A 21,207-nucleotide genomic window follows, 5' to 3' on the forward strand; every position below is an offset into this window, starting at 1 on the left:
CGCTCACTTCTTCGCGGGAGCCGGAGCCTTGGCCGGAGCCTTGGCCGGGGCCTTGGCGCCCCGCCGCAGGGCCGTGACGCTCTTCTGGACGGTGCGCTGGGCCTCGTCCAGCGCGGCCTTGGGCGTGGCGAGCTTGTGGAGCACGGCGTTCATGGCCGAGGCCGCGGGGGACCAGACCATGGTCATCTCCGGCAGGTTGGGCATGGGCAGGGCCGTTTTCGCCTGCTCGCGGATGGCGGCGAGCACGGGGTCCGCGCCAAGGGCCTTGTCCTCGTAGATGGGGGCGAAGGCGGGATTCTGCCGGCCCTGGGTGGCCATGAGGCGCGCGCCCTCGGGGCCGGTGAGGTAGCGCACGAAGTCATAGGCGGCGTCCTTGTTCGCCGAGTGCGAGGAGATGCCCACGCCCTCCACCGTCATCCATGGCTTGAGCGGCTTGCCGCCCGCCTCGTCCACGGTGGGCAGCGGCGCCAGCCCGTAGTCGATGCCCTGGGCGATCTCCCCGACGAACCAGGGGCCGGAGAAGACGAGCGCCGCCTTGCCCTCGTTGAACAGGCTCGTGACGAGCGCCGTGGAGGGCTCGGCGGGCAACAGGCCCTCCTGGGACGTCCAGCGCAGCAGCAGCTCCAGGGACTTGACGTTCTCCGGCGCGTCCAGCCGCACCTGGGGGCCCGGATCGAACACGCGCCCGCCAAAGGCATGCATCAGGGCCGCGTGGTAGTAGAAGTCCGTGTATGGGTAGGCGAGGCACACGCTCGACTTGTCCGGCGTCTTCGCGCGCAAGGCCTTGCACGCGGAGAGCAGCTCGCCCGTGGTGCGCGGCGGGGTGGGCAACAGCTTCTTGTTGTAGATGAGGGTGATGGCCTTGAAGTTCAGGGGCAGGGCGTAGACGGAGCCCCGGTAGGTCATCGCCTCGAGGGTGCCCGGCACGTAGCGCTCGCGCACGGCGGGCTCCAGGAAGAAGTCGAGCGGCTCGAGCAGCGCGCCGCCCTCCACCCAGCCGCCGAGCCTGTCCTGCGGGAAGACGAAGACGTCCGGGCCCACGCCGCGCGACAGGGTGGCGGAGATCTTGTCCGTGAAGGCATCCGAGGGGATGGCGAGCAGCTTCACCCGCGTGCCGGACTCGCCCTGGGCGGCGTTGTACGCGGCGACGACCTTCTCCAGGGCGGTGCGCTCGGCGGCGCGGTAGCCGTGCCACACCACGACCTCGGCGGCACGGGCGCTCGCGCTCCACGAGGCGAGCAGCAGCAGAAGCAGGAGGGACAGCGACGAACGGCTCTTCATGCGGGGGACTCCTTGGGGCGCGGCCGGGTGGCCGGGAGGAGGACCATCGCATGCCCCGCCCGCCGGCTCACCCCGGGGGGGCGGGCGCGGACACCCGGGGCAGGGTGAAGCAGAAGGTGCTGCCCTGGCCCTCCTCGCTGCGCACGTCCAGGGTGCCCCCCTGGGCCTCCACGAGCCCCCGGCTGATGGCGAGGCCCAGGCCCGTGCCCTTCTTGCCCGTGCCCTCCACGCGCCAGAAGCGCTCGAAGAGGTGGGGCAGCGCCTCGGCAGGAATGCCCGGGCCGGTGTCATGCACCAGGAAGCGCACCGCGGACGCCTCGGGCGCCACCTCCACCGTCACCGTGCCCCGCTCGGGGGTGAACTTGAGCGCGTTGCCCACCAGGTTGCTCAACACCTGGAAGAAGCGATCCCGATCGCACCGCACCTGGCAGCGCTCCGCGGGCAGCCGCGTGCGCAGCTCGATGGAGGCCTCCACCGCCAGCGGCTCGAGCAGCAGCAGGCCCTCGCGCACCAGCTCCTCCACGTCGTGGGACTCCAGGTTCAGCTTCAACTGGTCCGCCTGGAGGCTCGCCATGTCGAGCAGATCCCGGATGAGCCGATCCATCCGCTCCACCGAGCGCTCGATGGTGTGGGTGTGCTTGCGCATCCGCTCGCCGGCCTCGCCCTCGGGGATCAGCCGCCGCAGCAGCCGGGTGCTCATGCCGATGCTGCTCAGCGGGTTCTTCAAGTCATGGCTCACCACGGCGAGGATGTCCTCGCGCTCACGCACGGCGCGCTGGGCGTCGCGCTCGGCGTTCTCCGCCCGGGTGCGCTCGCGCTGCTGGGCGGCGGCCTCGTCGCGCGCGGCCTGCTCACGGGCCTGGAGGCCGATGCGCTCCTCCTCGATGCGCAGGCGCTGGGACTCGGCCCGGTCCAGCGCGAACGCGGCCGCCCACACCAGCACGGTGAAGATCATCACGTTGCCCGAGGCGATGAGCGACAGGGCGAAGGGCAGGGGGAAGGCCGCGGAGTGGTAGGCCCAGAGCACCACGCCCCCGATGAGGATGGGCAGCACGAACGCCGGAGGCAGCAGCCAGCGCGCGAGCGCCCCTCCCAGGCCCGGGCCGGAGACGACCCGCATGACGCCCCGGGTGGCGCGGGCCTCGAAGACGCCGAGCGCCAGCAGCAGGAAGCACACCGTGGTGTGAATTGCCATCTGCGTGTAGCGGGCGATGCCGGTGAATTCCCGCTGGCCGTAGAGGTAGCCCGCCAGGCCCACCAGGGCGATGACGCCCACGAGCGCGGCGAGGTACTGCGAGGGCCAGCCCACCACCCGCGTCTCCACCTCGAGACACAGGAGCGCCAGCCCGAGCAGCAGGAAGCACAGGGTGGTGTTGGGGGCCATGCGCCCCGGGTAGCCAAGCTCCACGTTGCGCGCGGGATCCACCACGAGCAGCTCGTCCAGGCCCAGGTTCATGTCCAGGGCGTACTGCACGAGCGTCAGGGCGCTGAGGAGGACCACGAGCCCCGCGCTCGCCACCCAGGCGCGCCGCAGCGCGGGTGGGGGCCGCGTGAGGCCGGCGATCACCAGGGCCGCTCCCGAGAGGATGAAGCACAGGGCCGAGTTGGCCTTCATCGTGGGCAGGCCCGGCCGCAGCCCCTTGAGCGAGGGGATGTCGAGCACCCACGCGGTGAGGACCACGAGCCCCACCGCCATCACCACCGCGCCATGAACGCGAGACAACCGCCGCAGGAGTACGGAGACACGTTCAGCGATTCTCTCGCCCGCCATCCGCCCTCCTTACCGCGCCTCCCGGGCCTCCCGCCATGACGACGCATGGCGGAGGCCCCGCGACTTCACTCTCCCGCTTCGCTCGCGACGCCCTCGCTGCCGTCGGAGGTCTTCGCGTTGAGCACGATGCGCTCACCGGGAGGGGAGCCCGGCATGACGAAGTCCCGCTCCTGGACGCTCTTGTCCGGGTTGATGACGCGCACGTGGTGCTCGCCCTCGAAGACGGGGTACTCGGCCACGGGGGCCACGCCCAGGGGTTGGCCATCCAGGAAGACCTTGGCCCCCGACTCGGCGAGGATGAGCACGGAGCCCAGGTTCACCCGCATGTTGAACTGGACCTTCTCCTGGGTGGCGCGCACGTCGATGCTGCGCGCGGTGCGCAGGCCCCGGTTCGCATCCACCAGGGAGATGAGGTGGCGGCCGGGCGTCATGGGCACCGTCTGGGGCGAGCGGCCCACCTGGCGGCCATCGACGTAGAGCATCACCTCGGGCGTGACGAAGATCTGCACGGGCGTGAGCGGCGCCGAGGCGCCCGCCTTGGGCGGCGCGCTCGGGGCCACCGCCACACCCGCGTCGGACGGCGCCGGCACCTCCTCGACGATCATCGGGGTGTTGACGTCGGCGGCCACGCCCGCGTCGGGGCCCAGGTACTCGGGCTCGTGCTGGACGTTCTTCCAGATGAAGCCCACGGCGCTCACGAAGAAGAGCGTGCCCACGAAGGCGAGCGCGCCCACCGCGAGGCGCGAGCGCATGGCGGATGTGGGGGGCGCGACCGGATACCCGGCAGCCCCTGGTGGGGGCGGCGCGTAACCGGGCATTCCCGGGGGAGGGGATGCGTACACGGGCGTCCCCGGAGGTGGGGCCACGTACACGGGAGCCCCAGCAGGCGGGGCCACGGCGCCGGCGGCCACGGGCGCGGGAAGCGCGGGGGGGGTGTTCTGGGCCAGCTCGGCCATGCCCCGCTCGATCATCGCCTTGCGGAAGCGCCGCATCTCGTTGTCGTGGGGAATCTGCCGGATGAGGAACTCGGCGAGCGCGGTGGGCGAGGGCGGCTCGCCCACGAGCGCCTCCAGGGCCTCGCGGAAGGCGAGGGCCGTCGGGTAGCGCTCCTTGGAGCGCTTGGCCGTGGCGCGGCGGATGATCTCGTTGTAGGCGAGCGGCACGTCCTCCGGCAGCGGCGGCAGCGGCCGCGAGAGGATGGCCTTGTCCCGATCGATCGAGTCCTGGAAGGGTTTGCGCCCCGAGAGGCACTCGTGCAGCAGCAAGCCCAGGAGGAACACGTCGGTGGGGACGGACGAGGCCTCGCGGCCACCGAGCAACTGCTCGGGCGCGCTGTACAGGCGGCGGTTGCGCACCCGTCGGCCATCCTTCTCGCGCGGCGCCACGCCGAGCGCGCCATAGCCCGTCACCTTCACCTGGCCCTGGGCGGAGATCATCAGCGTCTCCGGCCGCAGATCTCCGTGCACGTAGGGCGTGCCGTCGTCGTTGCCCGCCACGTGGGCGTAATGCACCCCCGTGGCCGCCTCCATGGCGATGAGCGCGGCGAACAGGGGCGGCAGCCGCGGACAGCCCTCCAGCACGTGGCGCAGGGGCTCGCCGTCGGCGTACTCCGTCACCCGGGCCACGCGTCCGTCCAGCGTCACCAGGGCATGGACCCGGAGGATGTTGGGGTGCTCGAAGACGACGGCGCGCTCCGTCTCCTTGCGCAGCCGCGCCAGCGCCGCGGCGTCCTGGGCGATCTCGGCAGGCGCCCAGATCAACACGACGGGTCGAGGGGGCTTGCCCTCCTCGAGAGAAAGGGCGAGATGGGGCCGGTTGGCGCCTTCGCCTGGAAAGAGGGGGCCGAGCAACTGGTAGCGAACCTGCATGGGTTCGACGTTTTACGGCTCTCTCACATCCTCCGCCAGACCATGGCGGGGCAACTCACACATTCCTGCCTGGTGAGCTACAGATCGAGCAAGGGCATGAATGTGCCGATGTCCAACGAATTCGTCCATCCCCGGACGGAAAACGAATAAGTCGCGGATTCCGGAAAAATTTCTTCACGAGGCTGGAAAATCGGGGTAAAAATCCATGTGTACTGAATTACTTCACTGAGTCTGTCTTTACCCACCTTCACGAGCAGTCCACCTGGCCTGCAATGCGGGAGTGGGTCTGGGATGGTCCTCCGAGGAGCCCCGGATGCGACACGAGACTGATGCGGAACGCGAGGCGAGTCGGCTCGGTCCGGTATTCGTGTTTTCCGGGCAGGGGTCGCAGTGGGTGGGCATGGGGAGGGAGCTGCTGGAGCGCTCGACCGTGTTCGAGATGGTGCTGAGCGCGTGTGACGCGCAGGTGCGCCGGCACCTGGGGTGGTCGCTGTTGGAGGCGGTGACGCAGCGGGAGGCGCCGCTCGGGGACATCGAGGTGAGCTGTCCGGCCATCGTGGCGATGGAGCTGGCGCTGGCGGCGCTGTGGCGCTCGTGGGGCGTGGAGCCGGCGGCGGTGGTGGGGCACAGCATCGGCGAGGTGGCGGCGGCGCAGGTGGCCGGGGTGCTGTCGCTGGAGGACGCCATGCGCGTCATCTGCCAGCAGGGGCGCACCATGGGACGGCTGCGAGGCCGGGGGGCGATGGCGGTGGTGGGGCTGACGTGGGAGCGGGCGGGAGAGGCGCCGCCCGGGCTGGAGGGGCAGCTGTGGCGGGTCATCCACGCGAGCCCCGACTGGACGGTGGTGGCGGGGGAGCCGGCCGTGCTGGAGCAGGCGCTGACGCATTGGCGGCGGCAGGGCGTGGTGGCGCGCTGGGTGGACTCGGAGGTGGCGGCGCACTGTCCCCAGGTGGAGCCCTTCCGCGAGGAGCTGCGCGAGCGGCTCGAGGGCCTGTGTCCCCGGACGGAGCGCCTGCCGCTCTTCTCCACGGTGACGGGAGGCGACGTGGCGGCGCGGCGGCTCGGCGCGGAGCACTGGGTGCGCAACCTCACCGAGCCGGTGTTGTTCCGCGAGGCCACGGGCGCGTTGATCTCGCGCGGGCACGACGTGTTCCTGGAGATCAGCCCGCATCCGCTGGTGAAGCACTGGCTGGAGTCGTGCCTGGAGTACGCGGGGCGGGCCGGGACGGTGCTCGCGTCGATGCGGCGCGGACGCGAGGCCACCCAGCACATGCTGGAGACGTTGCGGCGCCTGTCCGGGCCCCGCCCGCGCGAGAGCCGGACGGGCACCCGGTTCCGTGTGGTGGACTCGTCCGTGGAGGACGGCTGCTAGGCCGCCCTGGGACGAGTCAGCCGAGGTGACGCTCGGCGGCGCGGAAGAGTTGGGTGAGCGAATAGTCGAGCAGCGCCTGTCGCGAGCTCATGAAGCGCTGGGCCCGAAGGAAGGGCAACCAGACGCGGTGGCCCACGAGCACCTGGGCCTCCTCGAGCTTCTGGCGCGGAATCCACCGGCCCCCGAGGTGGCGCACCAGCACTTCGCCCAGGTACGCGCCGATGGCGGGCAGCGCGTGCTCGTCGAGGGCTTCCCGCGGGCGGCTCTTCGGGAAGTCCTCGCGCCAGAAGTAGAAGTCGGCATCCGTGAGGGATTCGGGCGTCGCCGCGAAGACGGACGGCACCTCCGAGTGCAGCAGCGCCACCAGGTGCTCGGCGAGGGTGCTGTAGTGCTCGCGGGCGAGTTCCACATTCTCCACGTCCGGAGGAAGGGCGGAGTCGGCGGGGCGCCACTCCTCGGGCTCGGGGGGTTGCCACGCGTTGAGTTCGGCGATCCTGCGCTGGCGCTCGTGGCTGGCGGCGCGGTCCACCACACGCGAGAGGAGCGCAGCCAGGTCCGGGTGGAAGCGGGGCTCCACGGGAGCGAGCCTGGCACTGCGCTCATGCAAGGAGCGCAGAAGGGTGTCGAAGTCGAGGTCCGGCCGGAGGTGGGCGTGGGCACGGGCCTGGGCGAGCCGTGCCTCCTTGCTGGCGAAATCCGCCACGGTGGGCCACGTCACCAGGAGGACGGAACCATTGGGCAACTCCTCTACACGGTGAGCTGGTGTGGAGAGCATCCTTTCGCGGCCGACAGCCTCCACCAGCTTCGGACCAAAGACGTTGAGCCAGAACACCTCGTAAACTTTGTCGAAACCATCCTTCCGAGAAGTCTTCTCATCGCGTCCGAAACGGGGAGAGCCCGCCAGTTCCGTGTCATCGGCGCTGTGAGCCTTGGCATGACTGACCGGGTAGCGGGAGGCCCAGGCGCGCACCATCTCCACGACCTGGTGACAGCGCTCCTCCTCGGTAAAGAAAGAAAGCGGCTGCACATTGACCGCGATGTCCAGCTTGGGAGGTCGGGGAGGTAGCCAGAGCCAGAGCGTCATGTCCAGCGCGGGCCACTCCGTGCGATAAAATCCCAAGCTCGTGAACACATCGTCGCGCCCCTCTTGTAAACCCTTCCAGATTGCGGCGCGAGCGTACTTGCGTCGACGCTTGCCTTCAGCAACGTCCGGCATCCACCCATCGGCGTACCGTTCGAGCGCTTGGAGAAAGGGCTCCAGCTCTCCTTCCAGTGCGGCCTGCTGGTCGAAGCCTCCGACGAAGGTGAGTCGAAGGAGATCCTCCGGCTTCAAATCGTGCACGCTCAGTCGATTCATTGGAACAGCACCTCCACTCCCGGAACCGCTTCCTCGGCAGCGGTCACGACTGCATCCAGGTTGTCTACCTTCGTGGGCTTGAGTGCGCCCCCCTCGTAAACGAGGCGGACTCGCTGAACGGGAACCTCGTCAGCTGCACCGAAAAAGCGTTGGAGGGAATCCCGGCGGATGTCCAGATGCCCTCCATACTTCCGTAGAGCTTCCTTCGCGTCCTCAATCACCAGACGTCTCAGGGCTCCTTCTTCCAGCAGCGCCAGAGCGCGGCTCTTGAAGCTGAACGTCTCCACGCGCCGTGGCAGCCCGCCAGTTCCTGCCTCTTCAATGACGAGCACGTCCGCGTAGCGCAGGCCAGGACCCGGCTTCCTCACGCCCACCTGCATTTCAACGCGGGGCCTGTCGAAGTCTCCGAGGAAGCGGCGCTCGGCCCGAGGCGTCTTCGCGTCCTCTTGCAGTAGCCGCACCATGTCACGTTCGAAGGCTAGTCCCCGGGCAAACCACGCGCGCATCCGCTCGTAGGGCGCCCACTTGAGGGGGCCCTCGGCGGCCGTGCCCTTCTCCACCTCGTCCAAGCGTTTCTCGTAGTAGTCGACGTACTCGCTCCAGCGCGGATTGCCGCGGGCCTCGGGCGGCACGGCATCGAGGGAGGGGCGGTGCTGCTTCAGCACCTTGGCGTCCCTGGGGAGGCGCGGGCCCGTGGCCTCCAACTCCACCGCCGCCAGCTTCGCCTCCACCACCGCCGGTGTATGGCCCACCCCCTCATCCACCAGCGAGGCCAGGGTGCTCTGACGCTCCGGGGGGGGGCCCGTGGCCCCGCGCCTGGCCTTGGACATGAGGGGCCGCGCCTTGGCCACCTCCCCCCGGGCCTCGTACAGGGCCAGCGCGGCGTCCATTCCCCCCACGGCCACGAAGCGGCTCGCCTCACGTCTGGCCTGGATGTAGCGGGCCAGCTCTCGCAGGCCTTCTTCGCCCGCGCCCAGCCGAGCTCGCAGCTCCCGCGTCCTCTCCGCGAGGAGCCTCACTCGCCCCCGCACCGTCCCGAGTCCCCACTGGAGTCCGACTCCTCCTCCCCGGGCCTCGTGGAGCGTACGCACGCCCTTGCCCCCCACGTACAGGGTGGCCAGCAGCGCGACGGGCGTCAGCTCGCGCACGGCCTGCTCGTACTCGCCCCGCGAGAGCGAGGACAGCCCGTGGCCCGTCCCCGCCGCGAGGTAGTAGAAGCCCAGCGGCACCCCGAAGGTGACGTGGTCCACGCTGCCCAGCAGCACGTTGCCCGCCGAGTAGTGCTGCCTGGCCGCCTCCCACTCCACCTCGTCGAGGTCCTCCTGGTAGGAGGGGGGGAGCTGGCCTCGTTGCTGGGTGTAGTGGGTGTACCAGGCATTCTTCTGCTGCTCGTGGGTGAGCAGGTCGGTGACGGCGCGGCCCGCCCCCCGCAGCAGGTCTCCGGGTTGGAAGTCCCTGTCCGGACGCGCCGAGAGCTTCAGGCCGCGCGCCTCCAATTCCGCACGGGCTCGGGGCATCCGCCCCAGCGTGGCATCCAGCCGCTTGTCCCGGGCCAGCCAGAAGAGAAGCTCCCGCAGCTCCTCGTCATGGGCCGAGTCGAGCAGGTAGCGGACGAACACCTCGGCGGGGGCGACGCCATACTTGTCCGTGGCCAGCAGGAGGAAGGAGAGCCGCTTGCGGTTGAGCAGGCCGGCGGCGTCCTCACGCACGGGCCCCAGTGAGCCCAGGCGCACGGCATCCCAGTCCGTGAGCGACTCCACCAGCCGGGGCATGTCCACGTGCTCCTGGAGGGCGACGTATTCCGCGGGCGAGCTGCACGCGAGGAAGGGGGCGAGGAGGGCCTGGCTGTCGTGGGAGGAGAAGTCGGGCCAGCCCGCGGGCACGGCCTGACCTCCACACGAGGGCCGCTCCTGGGGGACAGGCCCCGCGCTGGCCACCACGTCCGCGAGCTCCTCGCCCGAGAGCGTGACGCAGCCGGTGGAGAGCAGCACCGCCGCCAGCAGTGCCACCCACCCGTGCGCCCGGGCCTCAGCGCGCATTGAGCACCCGTGACGTCATGAAGCCCCCAGGCAGAGGGCTCCTACTCTAGCAGGTGGCTTGCAGACGTCCTTCCCTCTGGCATGACCCTGAGCGATTCGCTTGAGGTGACGGGGGAACTGCTCGTGCTGGAGCATGCGCTGGCGCATTGGCGTCTGTTCAGCCGAGGTGACGCTCGGCGGCGCGGAAGAGTTGGGTGAGCGAATAGTCGAGCAGCGCCTGTCGCGAGCTCATGAAGCGCTGGGCCCGAAGGAAGGGCAACCAGACGCGGTGGCCCACGAGCACCTGGGCCTCCTCGAGCTTCTGGCGCGGAATCCACCGGCCCCCGAGGTGGCGCACCAGCACTTCGCCCAGGTACGCGCCGATGGCGGGCAGCGCGTGCTCGTCGAGGGCTTCCCGCGGGCGGCTCTTCGGGAAGTCCTCGCGCCAGAAGTAGAAGTCGGCATCCGTGAGGGATTCGGGCGTCGCCGCGAAGACGGACGGCACCTCCGAGTGCAGCAGCGCCACCAGGTGCTCGGCGAGGGTGCTGTAGTGCTCGCGGGCGAGTTCCACATTCTCCACGTCCGGGGGCAGGGCGGAGTCGGCGGGGCGCCACTCCTCGGGCTCGGGGGGTTGCCATGCGTTGAGTTCGGCGATCCTGCGCTGGCGCTCGTGGCTGGCGGCGCGGTCCACCACACGCGAGAGGAGCGCAGCCAGGTCCGGGTGGAAGCGGGGCTCCACGGGAGCGAGCGTGGCACTGCGCTCATGCAGGGAGCGCAGAATGGTGTCGAAGTCGAGGTCCGGCCGGAGGTGGGCGTGGGCGCGGGCCTGGGCGAGCCGTGCCTCCTTGCTGGCGAAATCCGCCACGGTGGGCCACGTCACCAGGAGCACGGAGCCATTGGGCAACTCCTCTACACGGTGGGCAGGGGTGGAGAGGATGCGCTCGCGGCCTACGATCTCCACCAGCTTGGGGCCGAAGACGTTGAGCCAGCACACCTCGTAGATCTTGTCGAATCCGTCTCGGTACTCCGTCTCGTCGTCGCGGCCGAAATTGGGAGAGCCCGCCAGTATCATGTCATCACTGCTGTAAGCCATGGCATGTGTAACGGGATAATGGGAGGCCCATGCGCGCACCATTTCAATGAAGTCATGGCAGCGCTCCGCCAACCCAAAGAAGGAGAGGGGCTTTACGTTGATGAATATTCCTAGCTTGGGATGCAACGGTGGAAACCAGAGACTGAGCGACATGTCCAACGCGGGCCACTTTGTGCGATAGAGCCCGAGGCCTGAGGTGTTCCCGTCGCGCCGCTCCTCAAGGGCCTTCCAGAAGGAAGGGCGAGAGTATTTTCGTTGCCGCTTGCCATTGACAACGTCCGGCATCCACTCGTTGGCGTGCTCTTCAAGTGCCTGGAGAAAGGGCTCCAATTGTTTCTCCAGCGCCTCCTGCTGGTCGAAGACAGTGTCGAACTCGAGTCGGAGGCGGTCCTCCGGTTTCAGATCATGCACGCTCAGCCGCTTCATTGAAACACCACCTCGACTCCCGGAACCGTTGCCTTGGTTTCGCTTACGGCTCTCTTCAACAGGTTGACATCCGTGGGCTTGAGGGCGCCCCCCTCATAGATGAGGCGTACCCTCGGGACCTGCACCTCACTGCCCCCTGGCAACAGGGACCGGAGGGAGTCTCTACGGATATCCAGCGTCTCGCCGTATTTCCGTAGGGCCTCGCTCGCGTCTGCCTTCATCTGCGCCTTCATTGCGTCTTCCTCTAGTAGCGCGAGATCTCGGCTCTTGAAGCTGAATGTCTCCACGCGCCGTGGGTGCCTGCCGAGCGCGCCTTCCTCGATGACGAGCACGTCCGCGTAGCGCAGGCCGGAGGCTGGCTTCCTCACGCCCACCTGTGTTTCAACGCGGGGCCTGTCGAAGTCCCCGAGGAAGCGGCGCTCGGCCCGAGGCTTCAATGCGTCCTCTCGCACCCGCTTCACCATGTCGCGCTCGAAGGCCATGCCCCGGGCAAACCACCGGCGCAGCCGCTCGTAGCCCTCCCATTTCAGGGGGCCCTTGCTGGCCTCGCCCTTCTTCACCTCGCCCAAGCGCTTCTCGTAGTAGTCGACGTACTCGCGCCAGCGCGGGTTGCCCCGGGCCTCGGGTGGCGGGGTGTCGAGAGCCGGGCGGTGCTGCCGCAGCACCCTCTCGTCCATGGGCAGGCGCGGGCCCGTGGCCTCCTGCTCCGCGGCCGCCAGCTTCGCCTCCACCACCGCCGGTGTATGGCCCACCCCCTCGTCCACCAGCGCGGCCAGGGTGCCTTGGCGCCCCGGTGGGGCGCCCGTGGCCCCGGGCCTGGCCCTGGACATGAGGGGCCGCGCCTTGGCCACCTCCCCCCGGGCCTCGTACAGGGCCAGCGCCGCGTCCATTCCCCCCACGGCCACGAAGCGGCCCGCTTCACGACTGGCCTGGATGTAGCGGGCCAGCTCGCGCAGTCCCTCCTCGCCCGTACCCAGCCGTGTTCGCAGCTCCCTCGTCCTCTCCGCGAGGAGCCTCACTCGCACCTTCACCGTCCCGAGTCCCCACTGGAGTCCGACTCCTCCTCCCCGGGCCTCGTGGAGCGTACGCACGCCCTTGCCCCCCACGTACAGGGTGGCCAGCAGCGCGACGGGCGTCAGCTCGCGCACGGCCTGCTCGTACTCGCCCCGCGAGAGCGAGGACAGCCCGTGGCCCGTCCCCGCCGCGAGGTAGTAGAAGCCCAGCGGCACGCCGAAGGTGACGTGGTCCACGCTGCCCAGCAGCACGTTGCCCGCCGAGTAGTGCTGCTTCGCCCCCTCCCGCTCCACCTCGTCGAGGTCCTCCTGGTAGGACGGGGGGAGCTGGCCTCGTTGCCGGGAGTAGTGGGTGTACCAGGCATTCTTCTGCTGCTCGTGGGTGAGCAGGTCGGTGACGGCGCGGCCCGCCCCCGCAGCAGGTCTCCGGGTTGGAAGTCCCTGTCCGGACGCGCCGAGAGCTTCAGGCCGCGCGCCTCCAATTCCGCACGGGCTCGGGCCATCCGCCCCAGCGTGGTCTCCAGCCGCTTGTCCCGGGCCAGCCAGAAGAGAAGCTCCCGCAGCTCCTCGTCATGGGCCGAGTCGAGCAGGTAGCGGACGAACACCTCGGCGGGGCGACGCCATACTTGTCCGTGGCCAGCAGGAGGAAGGAGAGCCGCTTGCGGTTGAGCAGGCCGGCGGCGTCCTCACGCACGGGCCCCAGTGAGCCCAGGCGCACGGCATCCCAGTCCGTGAGCGACTCCACCAGCCGGGGCATGTCCACGTGCTCCTGGAGGGCGACGTATTCCGCGGGCGAGCTGCACGCGAGGAAGGGGGCGAGGAGGGCCTGGCTGTCGTGGGAGGAGAAGTCGGGCCAGCCCGCGGGCACGGCCTGACCTCCACACGAGGGCCGCTCCTGGGGGACAGGCCCCGCGCTGGCCACCACGTCCGCGAGCTCCTCGCCCGAGAGCGTGACGCAGCCGGTGGACAGCAGCACTGCCGCCAGCAGTGCCACCCACCCGTGCGCCCGGGCCTCAGCGCGCATTGAGCACCCGTGACGTCATGAAGCCCCCAGGCAGAGGGCTCCTACTCTACCGCCCGCTCAGGCGAACAGTTGCGTCAGGAGCTCGCGCCGGGGCGACACCGTGTGCCGCCGCAGCCGGGCCAGGCGCGAGAGCTTCCGCGGTTGGAGCGCCTCGTGGACGGACAGGCCCCCGGGGCCACCCAGCAGCAGGCCCAACGCCGCGGCGATGAGGGAGAGGTTGTACTCGTAGCCGCCCTGCTGGATGTCGAAGCCGTTGGGGCCATGCACCTTGGCGATGGCCACCGCCTGCGTCACCAGCACGGACACCGCCGCCACGCGCGTGCCGATGCCCAGGAGGGACAGCACCCCGGCGGCCACCTCGGTCCACCCCGTCAGCAGCGCCCAGGTGCGGCCGGGCTTGATGCCCAGCTTCTCGAAGACCTGCGACGTCTGCTCCAGGCCCTCGGGCTGGAGCTTGGTGATGCCGTGGTAGAGCATCGCCGAGCCCAACGTGGCCCGCAGGGGAAGTGCCGAGTGGTGGGCCAGTTGCCCTTGCAGCAGTGCGGTCGTGGTCGTCGTCATCCTGCCCTCCGGAGTCGTGGTCCGGATAGCGTCCTCATCCCCCCGCGCCGCGGCAACGGGGCCGGGGCGGGGGAGCGAGCGGGGGGCAGGCTCGGGGGACGCCTACCCCGGGGTGAACCAGAGCACGGACAGCGGGGGCAGCGTCAGCACCGCCGACGCGTCCTGGCCGTCCCAGCCCTGGGGCTCGGTGTGGATGCGGCCCTTGTTGCCCATGCCGGAGCCGCCGTACTCGCCGGCGTCCGTGTTGAGCAGCTCCACGTAGCTGCCATGCCGGGGGAAGCCGATGCGGTACTCCTCGCGGGGCGTGGGCGACAGGTTGGCGATGCACACCACGTGGCCCCCGGGCTGGCGCGAGCGCCGCACGAAGGCGAGCACGTTGGTGCTGGCCGAGTCGGGTTGGATCCACTGGAAGCCGAGCGGCTCGTTGTCCGCGTCGTACAGGGCGGGGTGCGAGCGGTAGAGCCGGTTGATGTCGCCCACCATGGACTGGATGCCGGCGTGGCCCGGGTTGTCCAACAGGTGCCAGTCCAGGCTCTTGTCGTTGTTCCACTCGTGGGGCTGGCCGAACTCGCCGCCCATGAAGAGCAGCTTCTTGCCCGGGTGCGCCCACATCCACGCGAGCAGGGCGCGCAGGTTGGCGCGCTTCTGCCAGTCGTCCCCCGGCATCTTCCCGTAGAGCGAGCCCTTGCCGTGCACCACCTCGTCATGGCTCAACGGCAGCATGAAGTGCTCGCTGAAGGCATACAACAGGCCGAAGGTGAGCTGGTTGTGGTGGTGCTGGCGGTAGATGGGATCCTTGCTGAAGTACATCAGCGTGTCGTGCATCCAGCCCATGTTCCACTTGAAGTGGAAGCCGAGGCCGCCCTCCTGCGTGGGCTGGCTCACCTTGGGCCACGCCGTGGACTCCTCGGCGATCATCACCGCGCCGGGGAACTTCGCGCGCACGCGATCATTGAGCTCGCGCATGAAGGAGATGGCCTCCTCGTTCTCGCGGCCTCCCCAGCGGTTGGGGATCCACTCGCCCGCCTTGCGGCTGTAGTCGAGGTAGAGCATGGAGGCGACGGCGTCCACGCGCAGACCGTCGATGTGATACTCCTCGAGCCAGAAGAGCGCGTTGGCGATGAGGAAGTTGCGCACCTCGTTGCGGCCGAAGTTGAAGACGTAGGTGCCCCAGTCCGGCTGCGAGCCCTGGCGGGGGTCCGCGTGCTCGTAGAGGGCGGTGCCGTCGAACTGGCCGAGCGCGTGGGCATCCCGGGGGAAGTGGCCGGGCACCCAGTCGAGGATGACGCCGATGCCGTTCTCGTGCAGGTGGTTGACGAGGAAGCGGAAGTCATCCGGGTGGCCGAAGCGGGCGGTGGGCGCGTAGTAGTTGCCCACCTGGTAGCCCCAGGAGCCGCCGAAGGGGTGCTCCGCCACGGGCATCAGCTCCACGTGGGTGAAGTTCATCTTCTTCACGTAGTCGACGAGCGCGGTGGCCATCTCCCGGTAGGTGAGGGAGCGGTCACCGTCCTCCATCACCCGCCGCCACGAGGCCAGGTGCAGCTCGTAGACGGCCCAGGGCTCGCGGTGCACGTCCTTGTGGGCGCGCGCCTGCATCCACTGCCCGTCCGTCCACTGGTACTGATCCAGGTTGTGCACCACGGAGGCCGTGGCGGGAGGCACCTCGGTGCGGAAGGCGAAGGGGTCCGCCTTGAGGATGCGGTGGCCGCCGTGGCCGGTGCGGATCTCGAACTTGTAGCGCGTGCCCTCGCCCACCTCGGGGACGAACAGCTCCCAGATGCCCGAGGAGCCCATGCGCCGCATGAGGTGCAGCCGCCCGTCCCAGCTGTTGAAGTCACCCACCACGGACACGCTCGAGGCCGTGGGCGCCCACACCGCGAACGCCACGCCGTGGATGCCGTTGTGGTGCACGGGATGGGCCCCCATGCGCTTCCACAGCTGCTCGTGACGGCCCTCGCCCGCGTAGTACAGATCCTGATCTCCCAGCGTGGGCAGGAAGCTGTAGGGGTCGCGCAGGGTGAACGTCCTCTGGCCCGGGTACTCCACCTCCACCTGGTAGTTGAAGGCGTCCGTCTTGCCGTTGACGCGCGCCTCGAACACCCCGTCCACCCGCTTCGTCATGGGGATGCGTCCGCCGAACTCCGGCAGGACGTGGATTCCCACCGCGTCCGGGCGGTACGTGCGCACCACCACCCCGTCTCCATCCGGGTGGATGCCCAGCACGCGGTGGGGCTCGGGGTGCCGCAACTCGACGATCTGCTGCAGCTCCGCGTCCACCTGTTGCCGCTCGTTTGGCTTCTTCACTTGCGGACCTCCATCCTCATGAGGGCCTGGACGGGGATACGCACCCAGTCCGGCCGGTTCTGTAGCTCGTAGCGCACCTCGTAGAGCATCTTCTCCAGCTCGAAGGCGCCCAGCATCGAGGTGAAGCTCGCCTCGCTCTGCGGCAGGAAGGCCGCCCCGGCGGTGGCCGCGCGGTAGCCCTCCAGGAAGGCCTGGCGCGCGGGCTGGAGGCGCTCACCCTCGGGCTGGCCCTCCAACTGCACCGTGGCCTCGGCGTAGTCGAAGGAGCGCAGCATGCCCGCCACGTCCCGCAGCGCCGAGTACTTCTCGCGCCGCTGGGCGAAGCTGCGGCCCGGCTCGCCCTCGAAGTCGAACAGGAGCCAGTCGCCTCCCGAGCGCAGCACCTGGCCCAGGTGCAGGTCGCCATGGATGCGGATCTTCTGCCCCGAGGGCGGCACGTGCGCGAGCTGCCGCGCATGGCCGATGAGATCCTCGCGGCGGTTCTCCAGCTCGGGCGAGTGGCGCGCCGCCTGGCTGAGCGTCACGCCCATCTCCCCCACGATGGAGGCGCTCCAGCGCTGTACGTCCTCGGCGTGCAGGGGCTCGGGGGCGAACGCCGGATCCTCCGTGTTGGAGGCGAGTGCGTGGTGCAACTGTCCCAGGCGCTCGCCGAGCACGCGCAGATCCTTGAGGAACGCGTCCGTCAGGCGCGGGCCCTGGCGGAAGCAGTCCAGGGTGTAGCGCCAGCCGTCGGTGACGTCGGGGATGAAGCGGTGCACCACGGCGAGCGTGGCGCCCGCGGGCCCCTCGGACTGCAACGCGCCGAGCAGCGTGGGCGTGGCGCGGAAGGACGTCTTCGTCGCCAGGAAGCGGCCCACTTCGTACTCGGGGTTGATGCCGGCCTCGAGCTTGCGGATGACCTTGAGGATGAGCTGCTCGCCCACCACCACCGAGGTGTTGCTCTGCTCCACCTGGAGCCGGCGCACGGGCAGGGGAGAGGGCAGGGCGATGAGCCCCTCGGGCGTGTCGAGCCACTCGCCCACCAGCTTGCCGGAGGCGCTGGGCAGCTCGCGCTTCTCGCGGATGAGCTGGAAGAGGGCGCGCAGCACCTCCGCGTCCTCGAAGGCGTCCTTCACGCCCTCCTCGGAGGGGAGCACGGGCAGCAGGTAGCGCTCGGGCGAGCCCAACTCGTAGACGACCTCCACCACCGCGAGGGTGAAGGAGCGGTCGCCGGGCAGGTCCACGGTGACGTGGTCCACGGTGGACACGGACTTGATGGGCCAGGCCTTGCCGGCGAACCAGCGCTGGCCGCGCAGGTAGTCCGGGAGCTTCGTCAGATCGATTGGTGCCGTCATGGCAATCCCCTCCCGGGAGCGGGCTTCTCGAGGCGGAACCACAGGAACATGTAGGGGCCGAGGGTTATCTGATAGGGCAGGCTGGAGATCATGGGGAAGGGCGTCTCGCCCATGAGCTCCACGGGAATCTGTCCTTCCCAGTCGCGCAGGTCCAACACGCCGGGCTGCGCGAAGCGCGACAGGTTGCAGACGATGAGGATGGACTGCCCCTCGTACTCGCGCATGAACGCGAGCACCTTGCGGTTGTCTGGATTGAGCCAGCGCAGCTGGCCCATGGCGAAGGCGGGGTAGCGCTGGCGCACGCGGATGAGGCGCTTGACCCAGCTGAGCAGCGACGAGCGCGTGCGCTCCTGCGCCTCCACGTTGATGCTCTGATAGCCATACACCGGGTCGGCGATGACGGGGGCGAACAGGCGCGCGCCATCCGCGCGCGAGAAGCCCGCGTTGCGATCGCTCGTCCACTGCATGGGGGTGCGCACCCCGTTGCGATCGCCCAGGTAGATGTTGTCCCCCATGCCGATCTCATCCCCGTAGTACATGACGGGGGTGCCGGGCAGGGTGAACAGCAGGCTGTGCATCAGCTCGATGCGCCTCCGCCCGTTGTCCATGAGCGGCGCGAGCCGCCGCCGGATGCCCAGGTTGATGCGCATGCGGGGATCCGTGGCGTACTCCCGGTACATGTAGTCCCGGTCCTCGTCCGTCACCATCTCCAGCGTGAGCTCGTCGTGGTTGCGCAGGAAGATGGCCCACTGACAGTTCTCGGGGATGTCCGGCGTCTGCTGGAGGATCTCCACGATGGGCGTGCGGTCCTCGCGGCGCACCGCCATGAACAGGCGGGGCATCACGGGGAAGTGGAAGCCCATGTGGAACTCGTCGCCGTCGCCGAAGTAGACGCGCACGTCGGCGGGCCACTGGTTGGCCTCGGCGAGCAGCATCTTGTCCGGGTACTCCGCGTCGATCGTCTTGCGCAGCTTCTTGAGGAAGGCGTGCGTCTCCGGGAGGTTCTCGCAGTTGGTGCCCTCGCGCTCGAACAGGTAGGGCACGGCGTCGCAGCGGAAGCCGTCCACGCCCATGTTCAGCCAGAAGCGCATGACGTCCAGCATGGCCTCCTGGACCTCGGGGTTGTCGTAGTTGAGGTCCGGCTGGTGGCTGAAGAAGCGGTGCCAGAAGTACTGCTTGGCCACCGGATCCCACGTCCAGTTGGAGCGCTCGGTGTCCAGGAAGATGATGCGCGCGCCCTTGTACTTGTCGTCCGTGTCGCTCCAGACGTAGTAGTCGCGCTTGGGGCTCTTGGGATCGCGCCGCGCTTCCTGGAACCAGGCGTGCTGGTCGCTCGTGTGGTTGACCACGAGCTCGCTGATGATGCGGATGTCGCGCTTGTGCGCCTCGTCGATGAGGCGCTGGAAGTCCGCGAGCGTGCCGTAGTCCGGGTGCACCGCGTAGAAGTCCGCGATGTCGTAGCCGTCATCCCTCAGGGGCGAGGGATAGTGCGGCAGGAGCCACAGGCAGGTGACGCCCAGGTCCTGCAGGTAGGGCAGCTTCTCGATGAGCCCGGGGATGTCCCCGTGTCCGTCGCCGTTCGAGTCATGGAAGGCGCGGATGTGGAGCTCGTAGATGACTGCTTTCTTAAACCAGAGCGGGTCCGTCTGGGTCATGGGTGGGGGCCTTGGCCTTATTCGTAGTAGTCGAACGCTTGCTCACTGCGGCGGAAGCGGTAGATGGCCCAGATCAACGCGGGCTGCTCGGGCGTGAGCCGCACGTGCGCCGTGGGTCCTTGCCACAAGCCGCGCGTATCCGTCATCAACTCATGCACCTGGTACGTCTCGTCGGGGGCGATCCCCAGCTCCTCCAGGGGCACGTGCAGCACGGCTTCCTGCGCGTTGTACGGATCGAAGCTCACCGCCACCAGCACCTGGCTCGTGCCGTCCGGGGTGCGCTTGAGATACGCCATCACCTGGTCGTTCTCCGAGCGGAAGAAGCGCAGGTTGTCGTAGAGCTGGAAGGCGCGGTGGCGCTGGCGGATGCCATTGAGCCGGGCGATGTAGTCGCGGATGTTGCCGGGCGCGTCCGGGTTCCACGCCTTGAGCTCGTACTTCTCCGAGTCGAGGTACTCCTCCTTGCCCGGCGCCACGGGGGTGCCCTCACAGAACTCGTAGCCGCAGTACATGCCCCACACGCTCGAGAGCGTGGCGGCCATGGCGGCGCGCAGCCGGAAGCCCGCGGGACCGCTCCGCTGGAGGAACTCGGGGAGGATGTCCGGCGTGTTGGGCCAGAGGTTGCCGCGCATGTAGTCGGACACGGGCGGGCTCGTGAGCTCCTCCAGGTACTCCTCCATCTCCTGCTTGAAGTTGCGCCAGGTGAAGTAGGTGTACGACTGCTGGAAGCCGAGCTTGGCCAGGGCCTTCATCACCTTGGGGCGGGTGAACGCCTCGGCGAGGAAGACGACGTCGGGCCGCTCGGTCTGCACCTCGCGGATCATCCACGCCCAGAACTGCATGGGCTTGGTGTGCGGGTTGTCCACGCGGAAGATGCGCACGCCCTGGTTCACCCAGTGCATGACGACGCTCTTGAGCTCCGGCCACAGCGTGTCGCGCGCGGGGCCGAGCCAGTCGAAGTTGACGATGTCCTCGTAGCGCTTGGGCGGGTTCTCCGCCGTCTTGATGGTGCCGTCGGGCCGGTGGAGGAACCACTCGGGGTGTTCCTTCACGTAGGGGTGGTCCGGCGAGCACTGGTAGGCCAGGTCCATGGCGATCTCGATGCCCTGGGTGTTGGCCTCCTTCACGAAGCGCGCGAAGTCCTCGAGCGTGCCGAGCTGGGGGTGGATGGCCTTGTGGCCGCCCTCGGCGGCGCCGATGGCCCAGGGGCTGCCCACGTCGTCGGGGCCCGCGGTGAGGCTGTTGTTCTTGCCCTTGCGCGCCTTGAGGCCGATGGGGTGCACCGGCGGCAGGTAGATGACGTCGAAGCCCATGTCGCGCACGTAGGGCAGCCACTTCTCCGCGTCCTTGAACGTGCCGTGCGTGCGCCCGTCGCGCACCGCCGAGCGCGGGAAGAACTCGTACCAGGAGCCGTAGCGCGCCTTCTCCCGGTCCACGAAGACCTCGAGCACCCGGTCATAGCGCGTGGACACCGAGCGGTCCGCGTACGCCGAGGCCGTCAGCAGCAGGGTGGGATCCATGGCCGCGGCGATGGCGCGGTGGTTCATCCCCGCGTCGAAGAGCTTCGCCGCCTCGAGGAAGCGCTGGGCGTGCTCGGGACTGCCGGCCTTCTCGGCGCGCTCGGCGTGGCCGCGCAGCATGGCGGCGCCCTCGAGCAGCTCGCTCTTCACGTCGCGGCCCGCGTCCACCTTGCGCTTGAGCTCGGACACCCACGTGGCGAAGAAGTCCGGCCAGGCCTCCACCGTGTACTCGTAGCGGCCGTTGCTCAAGAGCGGCACCGAGGCCTCGAACAAGTCGTTGCCCCTGGCCACCATGGGGATCTCCGCCCACTCCGTCGCCTGGGGCTTGGGCGCGGATTGCCTCCAGCGCACCACCGCCACCAGGACATCGTGTCCCTCCTTGAAGATGTCCGCCTGCACGACGAGGGATTCGCCCTCGACCCGCTTCACCGCCCAGCGGCCCGCGTCCAACTGCGGCCGCACATTCTCGATGACCGTGCTTCCGATTCTTTCGCTCATAGATGGAGGCGGCCCCTTATAGGTCTCCGCGTCGTGATGCCGACGCCGTCTTTCACCTTGGGTTGATGATGGACGCTCCAAGCGTCCGGCCCGTTTGCTGGTGAACGTTAGG

General features: G+C 69.2%; 14 protein-coding genes. 1 reads left to right on the forward strand and 13 read right to left on the reverse strand.

Annotated elements, in window-relative coordinates; all coding sequences use genetic code 11:
• Positions 1–3: 3 nt before the first annotated feature.
• From F0U63_RS23455 to F0U63_RS23465, 3 genes are all read right to left on the reverse strand, one after another.
• Positions 4–1,281 (reverse strand): extracellular solute-binding protein, encoded by a 1,278-nt coding sequence (locus F0U63_RS23455; protein ID WP_395848140.1) that lies wholly within the window; start codon positions 1,279–1,281, stop codon positions 4–6.
• A 67-nt stretch (positions 1,282–1,348) separates the two neighbouring features.
• Positions 1,349–3,052, reverse strand: coding sequence for a sensor histidine kinase (locus tag F0U63_RS23460; protein ID WP_395848141.1), 1,704 nt, complete (start codon positions 3,050–3,052; stop codon positions 1,349–1,351).
• Between the two features lie 65 nt (positions 3,053–3,117).
• Positions 3,118–4,920 carry a serine/threonine protein kinase gene (locus tag F0U63_RS23465; RefSeq protein WP_395848142.1) on the reverse strand — a complete coding sequence of 601 codons (1,803 nt, stop codon included), beginning with the start codon at positions 4,918–4,920 and terminating at the stop codon, positions 3,118–3,120.
• Between the two features lie 313 nt (positions 4,921–5,233).
• On the opposite strand from F0U63_RS23465, the gene F0U63_RS23470 reads away from it, so the two are divergent.
• Positions 5,234–6,292 (forward strand): acyltransferase domain-containing protein, encoded by a 1,059-nt coding sequence (locus F0U63_RS23470; protein WP_395848143.1) that lies wholly within the window; start codon positions 5,234–5,236, stop codon positions 6,290–6,292.
• 16 nt (positions 6,293–6,308) lie between these two features.
• On the opposite strand, the gene F0U63_RS23475 is transcribed toward F0U63_RS23470, so the two are convergent.
• From F0U63_RS23475 to F0U63_RS23520, 10 genes are all read right to left on the reverse strand, one after another.
• A complete protein-coding gene (locus F0U63_RS23475) occupies positions 6,309–7,649 on the reverse strand; it encodes a hypothetical protein (RefSeq protein WP_395848144.1) in 1,341 nt (446 codons plus the stop codon).
• Entirely contained in the window at positions 7,646–9,688 is a 2,043-nt protein-coding gene (locus tag F0U63_RS23480; RefSeq protein WP_395848145.1) for a hypothetical protein, read from the reverse strand. Before F0U63_RS23480 ends, F0U63_RS23475 begins: the two co-directional genes overlap by 4 nt.
• Before the next feature lie 157 nt (positions 9,689–9,845).
• A complete protein-coding gene (locus F0U63_RS23485) occupies positions 9,846–11,186 on the reverse strand; it encodes a hypothetical protein (RefSeq protein ID WP_395848146.1) in 1,341 nt (446 codons plus the stop codon).
• Positions 11,183–12,493, reverse strand: a complete 1,311-nt coding sequence (locus F0U63_RS23490) for a hypothetical protein (protein ID WP_395848147.1) — start codon at positions 12,491–12,493, stop codon at positions 11,183–11,185. Before F0U63_RS23490 ends, F0U63_RS23485 begins: the two co-directional genes overlap by 4 nt.
• Before the next feature lie 169 nt (positions 12,494–12,662).
• On the reverse strand, positions 12,663–13,223 hold the full coding sequence (locus F0U63_RS23495) for a hypothetical protein (RefSeq protein WP_395848148.1): 561 nt from the start codon (positions 13,221–13,223) through the stop codon (positions 12,663–12,665).
• A gap of 57 nt (positions 13,224–13,280) precedes the next feature.
• Positions 13,281–13,784: a DoxX family protein gene (locus F0U63_RS23500; protein WP_395848149.1), complete on the reverse strand. Its 504-nt coding sequence runs from the start codon at positions 13,782–13,784 to the stop codon at positions 13,281–13,283.
• Positions 13,785–13,886: 102 nt separating this feature from the next.
• Positions 13,887–16,088, reverse strand: coding sequence for a 1,4-alpha-glucan branching protein GlgB (gene glgB / locus F0U63_RS23505; RefSeq protein WP_395848150.1), 2,202 nt, complete (start codon positions 16,086–16,088; stop codon positions 13,887–13,889).
• Entirely contained in the window at positions 16,085–17,422 is a 1,338-nt protein-coding gene (locus F0U63_RS23510; RefSeq protein ID WP_395848151.1) for a phosphotransferase, read from the reverse strand. Before F0U63_RS23510 ends, glgB begins: the two co-directional genes overlap by 4 nt.
• Positions 17,419–19,077 carry a maltose alpha-D-glucosyltransferase gene (gene treS / locus F0U63_RS23515; protein WP_395848152.1) on the reverse strand — a complete coding sequence of 553 codons (1,659 nt, stop codon included), beginning with the start codon at positions 19,075–19,077 and terminating at the stop codon, positions 17,419–17,421. The genes F0U63_RS23510 and treS overlap by 4 nt, the downstream gene beginning before the upstream one ends.
• Positions 19,078–19,094: 17 nt before the next feature.
• Positions 19,095–21,095 carry an alpha-1,4-glucan--maltose-1-phosphate maltosyltransferase gene (locus tag F0U63_RS23520; protein ID WP_395848153.1) on the reverse strand — a complete coding sequence of 667 codons (2,001 nt, stop codon included), beginning with the start codon at positions 21,093–21,095 and terminating at the stop codon, positions 19,095–19,097.
• Positions 21,096–21,207: the final 112 nt, after the last annotated feature.

Origin of the sequence: Cystobacter fuscus, from assembly GCF_044360685.1 — a bacterium.
In the GTDB taxonomy this organism is placed as follows: Bacteria; Myxococcota; Myxococcia; order Myxococcales; family Myxococcaceae; genus Cystobacter; species Cystobacter fuscus_C.